Annotated in this window: 11 protein-coding genes; 9 read left to right on the forward strand and 2 right to left on the reverse strand. The window is 73.2% G+C overall.

The window, feature by feature from the left end; translation table 11 throughout:
* Positions 1–152: 152 nt before the first annotated feature.
* From OG447_RS26940 to OG447_RS26970, 7 genes are all read left to right on the forward strand, one after another.
* A complete protein-coding gene (locus tag OG447_RS26940; RefSeq protein WP_266939915.1) occupies positions 153–1,004 on the forward strand; it encodes a LysR substrate-binding domain-containing protein in 852 nt (283 codons plus the stop codon).
* 296 nt (positions 1,005–1,300) lie between these two features.
* Positions 1,301–3,124 (forward strand): long-chain fatty acid--CoA ligase, encoded by a 1,824-nt coding sequence (locus tag OG447_RS26945; RefSeq protein WP_266939916.1) that lies wholly within the window; start codon positions 1,301–1,303, stop codon positions 3,122–3,124.
* A gap of 124 nt (positions 3,125–3,248) precedes the next feature.
* A complete protein-coding gene (locus tag OG447_RS26950) occupies positions 3,249–4,511 on the forward strand; it encodes an ABC transporter substrate-binding protein (RefSeq protein ID WP_266939917.1) in 1,263 nt (420 codons plus the stop codon).
* Between the two features lie 10 nt (positions 4,512–4,521).
* A complete protein-coding gene (locus OG447_RS26955) occupies positions 4,522–7,356 on the forward strand; it encodes an ATP-binding cassette domain-containing protein (protein WP_266939918.1) in 2,835 nt (944 codons plus the stop codon).
* Entirely contained in the window at positions 7,353–8,135 is a 783-nt protein-coding gene (locus OG447_RS26960) for an ABC transporter ATP-binding protein (RefSeq protein WP_266939919.1), read from the forward strand. The genes OG447_RS26955 and OG447_RS26960 overlap by 4 nt, the downstream gene beginning before the upstream one ends.
* A gap of 89 nt (positions 8,136–8,224) precedes the next feature.
* Complete coding sequence (locus OG447_RS26965; protein ID WP_323181860.1) at positions 8,225–9,073, forward strand: aldo/keto reductase; 849 nt, start codon at positions 8,225–8,227, stop codon at positions 9,071–9,073.
* 11 nt (positions 9,074–9,084) lie between these two features.
* Positions 9,085–9,510 (forward strand): RICIN domain-containing protein, encoded by a 426-nt coding sequence (locus OG447_RS26970; protein ID WP_266939920.1) that lies wholly within the window; start codon positions 9,085–9,087, stop codon positions 9,508–9,510.
* Between the two features lie 18 nt (positions 9,511–9,528).
* Here OG447_RS26970 and OG447_RS26975 read toward each other — a convergent pair whose 3' ends face one another.
* Together OG447_RS26975 and OG447_RS26980 are read right to left on the reverse strand one after the other, a co-directional pair.
* Positions 9,529–10,263: a class I SAM-dependent methyltransferase gene (locus OG447_RS26975; RefSeq protein ID WP_266940165.1), complete on the reverse strand. Its 735-nt coding sequence runs from the start codon at positions 10,261–10,263 to the stop codon at positions 9,529–9,531.
* Positions 10,264–10,280: 17 nt separating this feature from the next.
* Entirely contained in the window at positions 10,281–10,586 is a 306-nt protein-coding gene (locus OG447_RS26980) for a 4a-hydroxytetrahydrobiopterin dehydratase (RefSeq protein WP_266939921.1), read from the reverse strand.
* A gap of 172 nt (positions 10,587–10,758) precedes the next feature.
* Between OG447_RS26980 and OG447_RS26985 the strand changes: the two genes are divergently transcribed.
* Positions 10,759–12,570: an FAD-dependent oxidoreductase gene (locus OG447_RS26985; RefSeq protein WP_266939922.1), complete on the forward strand. Its 1,812-nt coding sequence runs from the start codon at positions 10,759–10,761 to the stop codon at positions 12,568–12,570.
* Positions 12,571–12,610: 40 nt separating this feature from the next.
* A complete protein-coding gene (locus OG447_RS26990; protein WP_266939923.1) occupies positions 12,611–13,444 on the forward strand; it encodes a helix-turn-helix domain-containing protein in 834 nt (277 codons plus the stop codon).
* The last annotated feature ends 209 nt before the right edge of the window (positions 13,445–13,653 follow it).

A 13,653-nucleotide genomic window follows, 5' to 3' on the forward strand; every position in this document is an offset into this window, starting at 1 on the left:
AGGGTGCTCACTTGCTCTAAGTCGTGTCGTCAAAGTCGCGTCTGACTGTCGGGGTGCTCCCTCCATGGTCGGGGGACGGGGGTCATCGGGAAACCCGCACACCGCACTCACTGTCATCTTGAACCGTGATGACCAGGCGTACCCTGGGCGGTATGTACGACCCTGTCCAGCTGCGCACCTTCCTCACGGTCGCCCAGACCCTCAGCTTCACGCAGGCCGCCGGGCGGCTGGGCGTGGGGCAGTCCACGGTCAGCCAGCACGTGCGGCGGCTGGAGGAGGCGACGGGCCGGCCGCTGTTCGCCCGGGACACGCACCGCGTGGAGCTGACGGAGGACGGCGAGGCGCTGCTGGGCTTCGCCCGGACGATCCTGGAGGCCCACGAGCGGGCGGCGGCCTTCTTCGCGGGAACGCGGCTGCGCGGGCGGCTGCGGTTCGGGGCCTCGGAGGACTTCGTGCTCACGCGGCTGCCGGAGATCCTGGAGGGCTTCCGGCACGAGCATCCCGAGGTGGATCTGGAGCTGTCGGTGGAGCTGTCGGGCACGCTGCACGAGCGGCTGGACGCGGGGCGCCTCGATCTGGTGCTGGCGAAGCGGCGGGGGCCGGGGGACGAGCGGGGCCGGCTGGTGTGGCGGGACCGGATGGTGTGGATCGGGGCGGAGGGGCTGCGGGTGGATCCGGAGCGGCCGGTGCCGCTCATCGTGTTCCCGCCGCCGGGGATCACCCGGGCCCGTGCGCTGGAGGCGCTGGAGCGGGAGGGCCGGGCGTGGCGGATCGCGTGTACGAGCGGCAGCCTGAGCGGGCTGGTCGCGGCGGCGCGGGCCGGGCTGGGCGTGATGGCGCACACCCGGGGGCTGATCCCGCCGGGCCTGGTGCGGATCGGCGGGCTGCCGGAGCTGGGGCCGGTGGACTTCGCGTTGCTCCAGGGGCAGCGGCCGACTGCTGCCGGTGAGGCGTTGGCCGCCGCCGTTCTCGCCGGGGGCGACCGGCTCAGCCGGCCGGCCTGACCGGCCCGGCCGCGTGGCCCTGACCGGCCCGGCTGCGCCTGCCGGTGGGGGCCGCCGCTGCGCGGGGCTTCCCCCGCCCCGCCCCTGCCCGGCGCCGCATGTGCGGCTCCGCCGCACGGGGGCTCCGCCCCCGGACCCCCGCGCCTCAAACGCCGGCGAGGCTGGATGTCCCGGAGGGGCTGGACAGACCCCGCGAGGCCGGAAGTAAAGGAGGTCTTGTGGAGGTATCCGCTGCCTGATCAACTGCCGTCCGGCGTGGAGTAGCGTCACCGCGCCGCACGGAGAGGAGCGGGGCCTTGCGCGAGATCACCGTCCCACCGGTCGCCACGGGCGTGCCCGTCGGGGGCCTGGCCGACGCCGTCTTCCAGCATGCCCGCCAGGATCCCGGCCGGGTGGTGCTCGGCCGGAAGACCGCGGGGATCTGGCGCGATGTGACCTCTGGGGAGCTGGCGGCGGAGGTACTCGCCCTGGCGAAGGGGCTGCTGGCCCAGGGGGTGCGGTTCGGGGACCGGGTCGCCGTCATGTCCCGGACCCGGTACGAGTGGACGCTCTTCGACTTCGCCCTGTGGGCGGTCGGGGCCCAGCCCGTCCCCGTCTACCCCACCTCCTCGACGGAGCAGGTGCACTGGATCCTCTACGACTCCGAGTGCACCGCCTGCGTGGTCGAGAACGAGGACCAGGCGATGACCGTGGGCTCGGTGATCGACCGGCTGCCGCAGCTGCGCCTGCTGTGGCAGCTGGACACCGGCGCGGTGGACGACCTCGTCGCCGCCGGGAGCGGGGTCGCCGAGGACGTGGTGCACCGCCACCGGAGCGCCGTGACCCCCGACTCGATCGCCACCGTCATCTACACCTCCGGTACCACCGGCCGTCCGAAGGGGTGTGTGCTCACCCACGCCAACTTCATGTACGAGGCCGACACCCTGGTGCACCGATGGGAGTCCGTCTTCCAGGCCCGGGCCGGCGAGCAGCCGTCCACCCTGCTCTTCCTGCCGCTGGCCCACGTCTTCGGGCGGATGGTGGAGGTGGCCGCGGTGCGGGCCCGGGTCAAGCTCGGGCACCAGCCCGTGCTGGCGGCGGCCGAGCTGCTGCCGGATCTCGCCGCGTTCCGGCCGACCTTCGTGCTCGGGGTCCCGTACGTCTTCGAGAAGGTCTTCGCGGCGGCGCGCCGCAAGGCGGAGGCGGAGGGGCGTACGGGGCCCTTCGACCGGGCGGTGGAGACGGCGGTGCGGTACGCGGAGGCGCGCGAGCAGAAGGCCTTCGGCGTCGGCCCGGGCCCTTCGGCCGGGCTGCGGATGGAGCACCAGCTCTTCGAGAAGCTGGTCTACGGGAAGGTCCGCGAGGCGATGGGCGGCCGGGTGCGGCACGCCATGTCGGGCGGTTCGGCGATGTCGCGCCGGCTCGGGCTGTTCTTCGACGGCGCCGGGATCACGGTGTTCGAGGGGTACGGGCTGACCGAGTCGTGCGCGGCGGCGACGGCGAACCCGCCGGGGGCGACGAAGTACGGCACGGTGGGCCGGCCGATCCCCGGCAGTACGGTGCACATCGCGGACGACGGGGAGGTCTGGCTGCACGGCGGCCACATCTTCTCCGGCTACCTCAACGACCCGAGCTCCACGGAGGCGGTGCTGCGCGGCGGCTGGCTGGCGACCGGGGACCTGGGGCGGCTCGACGAGGGCGGCTACCTCACCATCACGGGCCGCAAGAAGGAGATCCTGGTGACCTCCAACGGCAAGAGCGTGGCCCCCAACGCCCTGGAGGAGCGGGTGCGTTCGCACCCACTGGTGGCGCAGTGCGTCCTGGTGGGCAACGACCGTCCCTATATCGCGGCGCTGCTCACGCTGGACATGGAGGGGGTCGCGCACTGGCTGTCGATGCGCGGGCGTCCGCAGCTGCGGGCGGCGGACCTGGTGAACGACGCGGACCTGACGGCGGAGGTGCGCAGGGCGGTGGTGGCCGCCAACACCCTGGTCTCGCAGGCCGAGGCGATCCGCAACTTCCGGGTGCTGGCCGAGCAGTTCACGGAGGAGCAGGGGCTGCTCACCCCTTCGCTGAAGCTGAAGCGGCGGGCGATCGAGAAGGCGTACGCGAGGGAGGTCGCGGCCCTCTACCAGGCATGACGTTCCCTTCCGCCAGGTTCTGACACGGGTTCTGACGGGGCATCACTTTACTTCGTCATGGATATTGACGATCCGTCAGGTGCCGCACAGAATGCGGGGATTCCGACCGGAGGGGATCCCTTACATGTTGCGACCGATCCGCACCCTGGCCGCCGCGGCAGCGGCCCTCGCGCTCGTCTCCGCCTGCAACTCCACCTCCGACGGCACCGCCCCCGGCAAGCACGGAGCCGCCGGGAACTCCCGCGGGGTGACCGCCGAAGCGATCAAGGTCGGCGGCATCGTGTCCATGACCAGCGCCAGCGGCTACAGCAAGAAGGACACCGACCTCGGGGCCAAGGCCCGGTACCTCAGAGCCAATGCCGAGGGCGGCGTCCACGGGCGGAAGATCGACTACCTCGGTGCGGAGGACGACGGCCAGGACCCGGCGAAGAACCTGGCGTCCGCCCGCAAACTCGTCCAGCAGGACAAGGTCTTCGCGGTCTCCCCCATGAGCTCGGTGACCTTCTCCGGGGCCGATTTCCTGGAGCAGGAGAAGGTCCCCACCTTCGGCTGGGGCACGCTGCCCGCCTTCTGCGGACCGAAGTACATCTACGGGTTCAACGGCTGCCTGGTCCCCAGCCCCGGCGGCACCCTCAACCAGACCTGGCCCGAGGGGATCGGCCAGATCCTCGGCGGGGCCCAGGGCAAATCGGTCGCGGTCATCGCCAACGACAGCGATGCCGGGAAGTTCGGCATCCGCACCTTCCAGCAGGGCTTCACCAGCGCCGGGTTCACGGTCTCCTACGCCAAGGCCTCCGTGCCCGGCACGGCCGTGCCGAACGACTGGTCCGCGTACGTCAAGGAGATCATGGAGAGCAACGGCGGCAAGGCCCCGGACGCCGTGGTCTCCGTCATGCAGACCCCCAACAACATCGGGCTGTTCACCGCGCTCAAGCGCAGCGGCTACAGGGGCCTGCTCTCCGACCCGACCGACTACGACCCGGGCCTGCTCGCCAAGGACGCCACCAAGCAGGCCCTCGACGGGGTGCACGTCCTGCTCCAGTTCCAGCCCTTCGAGTCGGCCCATCCGCAGATGACGCAGTTCAAGGCCGACATCAAGGCGGCCGCGGGCGGCCAGGAAGTCCCCCTCAACATGCACATGTTGACGGGCTACATGTCGGCCGACCTGTTCGTGTCCATCGCGCAGAAGGCGGGCAAGGACCTGACCGTCGAGTCCTTCCAGGCCGCCGCGCAGAGCTTCTCCGACACCGGCACGCTCGTCGGCGACCGGTCGGAGCCCAAGGGGCAGAAGGACAGCTTCGGCTGCGGGGCGCTCGTGCAGCTCAAGAACGGCGCGTACGAGGTCTCCGTCCCGTTCAAGTGCTACGAGCCCATCCCCTTCAAGTAGGGGACGCGGTATGGGAGATCTGCTCGTCTTCGTGCTGAGCGGTCTGGTCTCCGGCGCCCTGTACGCACTGCTCGCCACCGGGCTGGTGCTGTCGTACTCGGCATCCGGGCTGTTCAACTTCGCGCACGGGGCCACCGCCTACCTGTGCGCGCTCACCTTCTACGAGTTGCACTCGGGGCTCGGGTGGCCCGCCGTACCGGCGGCGCTGCTGGTGGTGCTCGTACTGGCCCCCGCCCTGGGCTGGGGGCTGGACCGGCTGATGTTCCGGCGGCTCGCGCGGGTCGGCGAGACCGCGCAGATCGTCGCCACCATCGGCCTGCTGGTGGCCCTGCCGGCCGCCGGCCTATGGGTGGTGGAGCTGCTGGCCGACGCGGGCGCGCCCGTGAAACCGGCGGAGAACCAGTTCGGGCTGCCCGGGGTGGGGCCGAGCCCCGCGAAGTCCTGGCAGCTCGCGGAGGGCGTCGGCATCGACTCCGACCAGCTGATCACCTGGGTGGTGACGGCGCTGGTGGCGGTGGCCCTGTGGGTGCTGATGCGGCACACGCGGCTGGGGCTGCGGCTGCGCGCCGCCGTCGACAACCGGTCGCTGACCGAGCTGCGCGGGATCAGCGCCGACCGGCTGTCCTCGGTGGCCTGGATGATCGCGTCGGGACTGGCCGGCCTGGCCGGTGTGCTGGCCACACCCCTGCTGGGGCTGTCGGCGCACGACTTCACCCTGTTCCTGTTCGTCTCGGCGACGGCGGCGGTCATCGGGCGGTTCGCGTCCGTGCCGCTCGCCTTCGCGGGCGGACTGGGCCTGGGCGTCCTGCAGAACCTGGTGGCCGGGTACGCCTCCTTCGCCGAGCGGATCACCGGATTCCGTACCGCGGTGCCCTTCCTGATCCTCTTCGCGGGCCTGCTGGTGCTCACCCGGCGGGCCCGGACCGCGGGGGTCGCGGCCGCGGACGCGCCGCCGGTGGACCATCTGGCCGGAGCGTCCTGGGGCCGGCGGTGGGGGGTGTGGGCGGCGGGCGCGGGGCTGCTCTGCGTCGCCTTCTACACCGTGACGACCCCCTTCTGGAGCGGGCTGCTGGCGCAAGGGCTGGCCATCGCCCTGGTGTTCATGTCCTTCACCGTGGTGACCGGGCTCGGGGCGATGGTCTCGCTGGCGCAGGCCACCTTCGTGACCGGTGCCGCGCTGGTCGCCGGGCTGCTGATGAGCCGGGGCTGGCCGTTCGTCACGGCGCTGGCGGTGGGCACCTGCGTGGCGGCCCTGCTGGGGGCACTGGTCGCGCTGCCCGCGCTGCGCCTCGGCGGGCGGTCGCTGGCGCTGGCGACCCTGGCGCTGGCCTTCCTCGCCGACCAGGTGCTGTTCCAGCTGAGGTGGCTGCGCAACGGGGATTCGGGATGGCCGGTCCCCCGGCCGGTGTTCGGGCCGGTGGACCTGTCCGACGACCGGGCGCTGGGGGTGGCCCTGGTGGTCCTGGTCTCCCTGGTCGCCGCCGCGCTGAGCGCACTGCGCCACTCCCCGTCGGGGCGGGCGATGCTGGCCGTACGGTCGGCGCCCGCGGCGGCGATGGCCTCGGGGGTGTCCGTACTGCGCACGAAGCTGCTGCTGTTCACGCTGTCGGCCGGGCTGGCCGGGTTCGGGGGCGTCATGTACGCCTCGTACAACACCCGGATCACGGCGACGGACTTCACGGCGATGACGGGGCTGGTGTGGCTGGCGGTCGTGGTGGCCGCGGGCGTGCGCAGACCGCAGTACGCGGTGGTGGCGGGGCTGGTGTTCGCCGTCGCTCCGCGGGTGCTGGCGGACTATGTGACGGCCTCGGCCCATCTGCCGGTGATCCTCTTCGGCCTCGCCGGGCTGGCCCTCGCCAACGACCCGGACGGGTACTGCGCGGCCGTGCCGGTGCGGTTGGCGAAGCGGCGCGCCGCCGCCTCTCGGGGCTCCGCCCCGGACCCCGCGCCTCAAACGCCGGCGGGGCTGGATCTGGGGGCTCCGCCCCCGGACCCCTGCGCCTCAAACGCCGGCGAGGCTGTTCTTTCAGCCCCTCCGGCGTTTGAGGAGCGGGGTCCGGGGCGGAGCCCCGGGAAACGGCGAAAGGGCGGGGTGGGGGAAAGCCCCGCAGGGCCCGACCCCGCCGCACGGCCCGACCCCGCCGCACGGCCCGCCCCCGCGCTGGAGCTGCGCGGCATCACCGCCGGGTACGACGGGGGACTCGTGCTGCACGGGGTCGACCTCACCGTCCGGCGAGGGGAGATCCTCGCCGTGCTCGGGCCGAACGGGGCCGGGAAGAGCACCGCCTGCCGGGTGGCCGCCGGGCTGCTGCCCGTCACCGCCGGGGCGGTGTACGTCGGCGGCCGCGACGCCACCCACGACGGCCCCGTACGCCGGGCCCGGGCCGGGGTGCTGCTCGCCCCGGAGGGGCGCGGGATCTTCCCCTCGCTCACCATCGAGGAGAACCTGGCCCTGTACCTCGGGGAGGCCGATGCCCGCGCCGCCGTCTACGACCGGTTCCCCCGGCTCGCGGAGCGGCGCGGGATCCCCGCCGGCTCCCTGTCCGGCGGGGAGCAGCAGATGCTCGCCCTGGCTCCGCTGCTCCAGCGGCCGCCCGGGGTGCTGATCGCCGACGAGCCCTCGCTCGGGCTCGCTCCGCGCGTCGTGGACGAGGTGTACGCGCTGCTCACCGAGCTCCGCGAGGCCGGGACGGCGCTGCTGCTGGTGGAGGAGAAGGCGGCCGAGATCCTCGGGATCGCCGACACCGTCGCCTACCTCTCCCAGGGCCGGGTCTCCTGGTGCGGCCCACGGGCCGAGGTGGAGGCGGACCGGCTCACCGAGGCCTACCTGGGGATGGCCACATGAGCGGATACGTACTCCAGGCCCGGGGCGTCAGCGTCCGGTTCGGTGGTGTCAGGGCGCTGACGGGGGTGGACCTCGGCGTCCGGGCCGGCGAGGTGTGCGGGCTGATCGGGCCGAACGGGGCCGGGAAGACCACCCTGTTCGACGTGCTGTCCGGGATCCGGCGGCCCGACGAGGGGCGGATGCTGCTCGACGGGACGGACATCACCCGCCGCTCCCCCGTCTGGCGGGCCCGGCACGGGATGCGCCGGACCTTTCAGCGCCAGCAGCTCTTCGGGCAGCTCAGCGTCGCCGACAACGTGCTGGTGGCGCAGGAGTGGCGGGGCGGCGGGGGCGGCCTCGCCGCCGACCTCACCGGTTTCCCGGCGCGGCGGGCCCGGGAGCGGGAGCGGCGGGCCCGGGGTGAGCGGGTGCTGGCGGGCTGCGGGATCGACGCGCTCGGGACGGCGTACGCGGGCGGGCTGCCGGTCGGGCAGGGCCGGATGGTGGAGCTGGCCCGGGCGGTGGCCGATCCGCCACGCGTGCTGCTGCTCGACGAGCCCGCCTCCGGCATGTCGGCGCCCGAGCGCGAGCGGCTCGCGGCGGTGATCCGGCGGCTGGCCGCGGAGGAGGGCTGCGCGGTGCTGCTCGTGGAGCACAACGTGGCCTTCGTGATGGACCTCTGCACCCGGGTGGTCGTACTCGACCTCGGGACGGTGCTCGCCGAGGGCACACCGGCCGAGGTCCGGTCGGACGCGCTCGTCCGGGAGGCGTATCTCGGGAGCTCTCCCGGCCCGCCGTGAAGGCCGGTCCGGGTGGCGGGAATACGTCGTGCGGGGGGCCGGTTGTGGCCCCCCGTAGCCGTATCACCGACCCGAGGGAATCACCCGACGTGTATCAGGTCCCCACCGTCAAGCTCAACAACGACACGCTCATGCCCCAGCTCGGCTTCGGCGTCTGGCAGGTCCCGGACGCGGAGGCGGAGCGCGCCGTCGCGACCGCGCTGGAGGCCGGCTACCGCAGCATCGACACGGCGGCCGTCTACGGCAACGAGGACGGCACCGGCAAGGGCCTCGCCGCCTCCGGGGTGGCCCGCGAGGAGCTGTTCGTCACCACCAAGCTGTGGAACGGCCCGCAGCAGACCTGGGACCGGGACGCGGTGCTGCGCGCCTTCGACGACTCCCTCGGCAAGCTGGGCCTGGAATACGTCGACCTGTACCTGATCCACTGGCCGCGCCCGATGCGCGAGGACTTCGTCTCCATCTGGAAGACCTTCGAGGAGATCGCCGCGAGCGGCCGCGCCAAGGCGGTCGGCGTGTCCAACTTCCGCCCGGCGGACCTGGAGCGGATCGCCCGGGAGAGCGCGCTGGTCCCGGCCGTGAACCAGATCGAGCTGCACCCGCTGTTCCCGCAGGCCGAGCTGCGCGCCGTGCACGCCGAGCGCGGGATCGCCACCGAGGCCTGGTCCCCGCTGGGGCAGGGCAAGGAGCTGCTGACGCTCCCGGCCGTCACCGGGATCGCCGCCAAGCACGGCCGCAGCGCCGCTCAGGTGGTGCTGCGCTGGCACCTCCAGCTCGGGAACGTCGTCATCCCGAAGTCCGTGACCCCCTCGCGCATCCGGGAGAACCTGGACGTCTTCGGCTTCGAGCTGGACGCCGCCGACATGGCCGCGCTGGACGCCCTGGGCGCGGGCGCGGCCGCCCGCCGGATCGGTCCGGACCCGGCCGTCTTCGACGTGTGAGCGGCGGCCGCGTGAACCTTTCCGAGGGGCTCTACCGGATCCGCAACGTGCAGAGCGGGCTGGTGCTCCAGTTGGAGGGCGCCTCCCGGGTGCGGGTCGGCCCCGACGGGCCGCCCGCTCCGGCGGCCGCCCGCCGGTGGCTGATCTCGCCGGTGCACAGCGGCGGCGGGATCTTCCACGTGGTCAGCGAGGACAACGAGCGGCGGCTCGACGTCGCGAACGCCTCGACGGACAGCGGCGCCCGGGTGCAGGTGTGGCGGGCGAACGCCTTCGGCGCGCAGGAGTGGATCGTCGAGGAGCACCTCGACGATCCGGGCGTGGTGTCCCTGATCGCGTGCATCAGCGGGCTGCTGCTGGAGGCCGACGGGGAGGGCCGGGTCCGGCAGGGCGAGGACACCGACTCCCCCGCCCAGTGGTGGCGGCTGGAAGCGCTTTAGCAGGCCGGCGCGGAGCCGTCAGGCGTGTACGAAGCTTCGTACGCGGTACGTCGGCTCCGCGCGCGGGGTGTCCTGGTCGGGCAGCAGTTCCAGCCGGGACGCCAGTTCGTGCGGGGTGATGCCGCGCGGGCTGACGCGGGAGGCGTACCGGCCCGCCAGCAGGGCGGCGGCGGTGGCGCGCGGGGTACGGCCCTGGCCGTGGCCCGTGAAGCGGGTCTCGGCGGCCGGGCGCAGGCCCGCCCGCGCCGTGAGGGCCGCGATCCGCTCCGAGGAGTCCGCGGGGGTGGACGTGAGGTGCGGCGCGAGCACGGCATCCATGTCGCTGCCGACATCGTGCGCGGAGTCCTTGTCGACGGTGGTGACGAACACCCCGCCGGGGCGCAGCACCCGCCCGGCCTCGGCGACGATCTCCTCCACCGCGCCCGGTTCGCGCAGCAGGTGCAGCAGCCACACGGCGCTCACCGCGTCCAGCGAGCCCGACCGTACGGGCAGCCGGGTGCCGGAGGCGAGGACGACGGGGACCCCGCGGCGGAGCGCCATCGAGGCCATGCCGTACGAGGAGTCCGCGCCCAGGACCAGCAGCCCCGGGCGGGCCAGCCGGGCGGTGACGATGCCCGTGCCGCAGCCGAGGTCGAGGAGGGTGCGCGCGGGCGCCGGGAGCAGGCCGAGGACCGCCGCGGCGGCGGCCTCGGCGCGGGGGATCCCACCGCGGGTGGCGTCGTAGGCCTCGGCCTCCGCGTCGTAGTCGAGCAGGGAGCCCGGTATCGGCATCAGCGCGCGCCGTGGGCGGGGGCGAGGGATTCGACGCGCTCGGCGAGTGCGAAGTCGTTCGCCGTGACCACTCCGCCCGCGTCATGGGTGTTCACCGACAGGCGGACCGTGTTGTAGCCCAGGGTCAGGTCGGAGTGGTGGTTCAACTCCTGCTGCACGGAGGCGATGTGGGCGACCAGGGCGCTCGCCGCGAAGTGCGTGCCCAGTCGGTAGGTACGGAAGATCCGGTCGTCCTCGAAGGCCCAGCCCGGGAGTTCCCGCAAGCGGTCCTCGATCTCCTTCTGCGACAGCGGCTCACTCGGCATGCACCGGCTCCTTTTCCCGTGACGTGGAGTCAAGGTTCCCACAGCACGCGCCGGTGTGAACCTTTCGCGCCATAGTGCGCCCGGGTACTTCCGTGCCTTCCGTGCCGAGCGCGACGCCCCTATGCTCCTGCGCCTGACGAGACTGTTACCAGCGGTAACGAGGGGGCACCGGATGGCCGGCACGGGAAGTTCCAGGCGTACGTTCATGGCGGGCGCGGCGGCCGGGGCCGGGGCCCTGACGGCCCCCGGGGCCGCGGCGGTCCCGGCGGCGGCGGCCGGCACCGCCACCACCGCCGGCGCGGCCGCTGCCGCGACACCGCCGAACGGCCGCAGCGTCGCCGTACTCGGCGGCGGGGTCGCGGGCCTGACGGCCGCCCACGAACTGGCGGAGCGCGGCTACGCCGTCACGGTGTACGAGCGCCGGGCGCTCGGCGGCAAGGCCCGCAGCATGGACGTGCCCGGCAGCGCCCGCGGCGGGCGCCGGCCCCTGCCCGCGGAGCACGGCTTCCGCTTCATCCCGGGCATCTACCACAACCTGCCCGACACCATGCGGCGCATCCCCTTCCCCGGTAACCCGAACGGGGTGTGGGACAACCTCGTCGCCCCGCCCGAGATGATGTTCGCCCGGGCCGGCGGCCGCGAGGACCTGCGCGCACCCATCCCGTGGCCCGGCCACTCCGCCGCCGGGCTGACGCCCGACGAGCTCCGGCGCGCCCTCGGCGGCATCCTGCAGACCCTGGTCCGCCTCCCCGCGCACGAGACGGCGTACTTCGTCGACCGCGCGCTCGTCTTCCTCACCAGCTGCGACGAGCGGCGCGACGAGGTGTGGGAGCGCACGCCCTGGTGGGAGTTCGTACGCGCGGGGCAGATGTCCGCCGAGTACCAGCGGATCCTCGCCGTCGGCATCACCCGCAACATCGTGGCCACCAAGGCCGAGGAGGCCTCCACCCGTACGGTCGGCACCCTCGGCGAGGCCTTCGTGTTCAACGCGCTCGGGCGCGGCGCGGACGGCCCGCCCGACCGGATCCTCAACCTGCCGACCAACGAGGCGTGGATCGACCCCTGGGAGGCCCATCTGCGCACTCTCGGCGTGGAGTTCAAGCTCGGCTGGACGGTACGCGAGGTGCGGTACGGGAACGGCCGGGTGAGCGGGGTCGTGGTCCTGGACCCGGCCGGGGCCGCGCAGACCGTCACCGCCGACCACTACGTGTCGGCCCTGCCCGTCGAGCACGCCCGCCGCACCTGGAGCGCGGGCCTGCGGGCCGCCGACCCGATGCTGGGGCGCTGCGACAAGCTGGAGACGGACTGGATGACGGGCATCCAGTTCTATCTCACCGAGCGGGCCCCGCTGGTGCACGGACACCTCAACTGCATCGACTCCGCCTGGTCGTTGACGGCGATCCAGCAGGCGGAGCACTGGCCGTCCCGCGACTTCCCGGCCCACTACGGGGACGGCAGGGCGGTGGACTGCCTGTCGGTGGACATCTCGGAGTGGGACAAGCCGGGCATCCTGTACGGGAAGACGGCCAAGCAGTGCACCCGCGAGGAGGTGGCGCGGGAGGTGTGGGCGCAGCTGAAGGCCTCCCTCAACGACACCGGCAGGACCGTGCTGGCCGATTCCGCGCTGCACTCGTGGTTCCTGGACCCGGGCGTGGACGGGCTCGGCACCCCGAACCCCACCAACGAGGACGAGCTGCTGATCCATCCGACCGGCACTTTCCACAACCGGCCGAGCGCGGGCACCCGCGTCCCGAACTTCTTCCTCAGCGGTGACTACGTGGCCGTCGACATCGACCTGGCCACGATGGAGGGGGCCAACGCCTCGGCCCGCGCGGCCGTCAACAGCCTGCTGGACCACGACGGTTCGGCGGCCGCCCGGTGCACGGTGACGCCGCTGTACCGGGCGCCGGGGGTGGAGGCCGCCCGGCGGCACGACCGGTGGCGCTACCGGCTCGGCCTGCGCAACGTCTTCGACCTGGGATGAGCCCTGCCGGCCGGACCCGGTCAGGGCTAACGTCGTGAGCATGACTACGGCGAAGGTGGGCACGCTGCTGCGCGACTGGCGGGAGCGGCGCGGGATCAGCCAGCTGGAGCTGGCGGGACGCGCCGACTCCTCCTCCCGGCACATCAGCTTCGTGGAGAACGGGCGGTCCCGGCCGAGCGAGGAGATGGTGCTGCGGCTGGCGGACCATCTGGACGTGCCGGTCCGGGACCGCAACGCGCTGCTGCTGGCGGCCGGTTACGCGCCCCGGTACCCGCACACCCCGCTGGACGATCCGTCGATGGGGGTGCTGCGCGAGGGCCTGGAACGGCTGCTGACCGGCTACGAGCCGTATCCGGCGCTGGTCGTGGACGGGACCTACACGGTGGTGGCGGCGAACCGGGGCATCGCGATGCTGATGGACGGGCTGCCCGAGCACCTGCTGGCGCCGCCGCTGAACGCCATGCGGCTCACCCTGCACCCGGAGGGGCTCGCCCCGCGGATCCACAACCTGCGGGAGTGGCGCGGGCACCTGCTGGACCAGATGGATCGGCAGCTCGCCCTGTCGCGTTCCGCGCCGCTGCGGGCGCTGTACGAGGAGGTCGCGGCCTACCCCGTGGCGGACCGGCAGGACGGGCACGGGTCCGGCGCGCACGGGGCCGGGACGTACGGAGCTGGGGCCGTTGAACCGGAGGACGCGGTTCCGTACATCGCCCTGCCGCTGCGGATCGAGCACGACGGGCAGTTGCTGTCCTTCGTGTCGTCCATCTCCACCTTCAACACGCCGATGGACGTGACCGTCGCCGAGCTGGCCGTCGAGACCCTGCTCCCGGCCGACCCTGCGACGGCGAAGTACCTGCACTCGCTGACTTCCTGAGCCGGCCGGACGCAGCGCCACGGGGACGGGTGCCGGAGCCGAGTGCGCGGCCCCGGAACCCGATGGCTCCACTGTGCCGCGCGGCCTGCGAGCGGGTCGATTACCTCGCAGGTCATGCCAACCTTTCTTGAGCCCGAGGGCAGGAAAGGTTGGGGGGCGCCCTGGTTCGCCGGAGGGCGGGGGGCTAGGCTTCACCCAGCCCAGAACAC

This window comes from Streptomyces sp. NBC_01408, from assembly GCF_026340255.1.
Taxonomy (GTDB): domain Bacteria; phylum Actinomycetota; class Actinomycetes; order Streptomycetales; family Streptomycetaceae; genus Streptomyces.

Coding starts and splice junctions, on each gene's coding strand:
- OG447_RS26990 (WP_266939923.1), top strand. CDS start 12,611: ATGACTACGGCGAAGGTGGGCACGCTGCTGCGCGACTGGCGGGAGCGG.
- OG447_RS26955 (WP_266939918.1), top strand. CDS start 4,522: ATGGGAGATCTGCTCGTCTTCGTGCTGAGCGGTCTGGTCTCCGGCGCC.
- OG447_RS26940 (WP_266939915.1), top strand. CDS start 153: ATGTACGACCCTGTCCAGCTGCGCACCTTCCTCACGGTCGCCCAGACC.
- OG447_RS26950 (WP_266939917.1), top strand. CDS start 3,249: ATGTTGCGACCGATCCGCACCCTGGCCGCCGCGGCAGCGGCCCTCGCG.
- OG447_RS26980 (WP_266939921.1), bottom strand. CDS start 10,586: ATGCCGAGTGAGCCGCTGTCGCAGAAGGAGATCGAGGACCGCTTGCGG.
- OG447_RS26960 (WP_266939919.1), top strand. CDS start 7,353: ATGAGCGGATACGTACTCCAGGCCCGGGGCGTCAGCGTCCGGTTCGGT.
- OG447_RS26985 (WP_266939922.1), top strand. CDS start 10,759: ATGGCCGGCACGGGAAGTTCCAGGCGTACGTTCATGGCGGGCGCGGCG.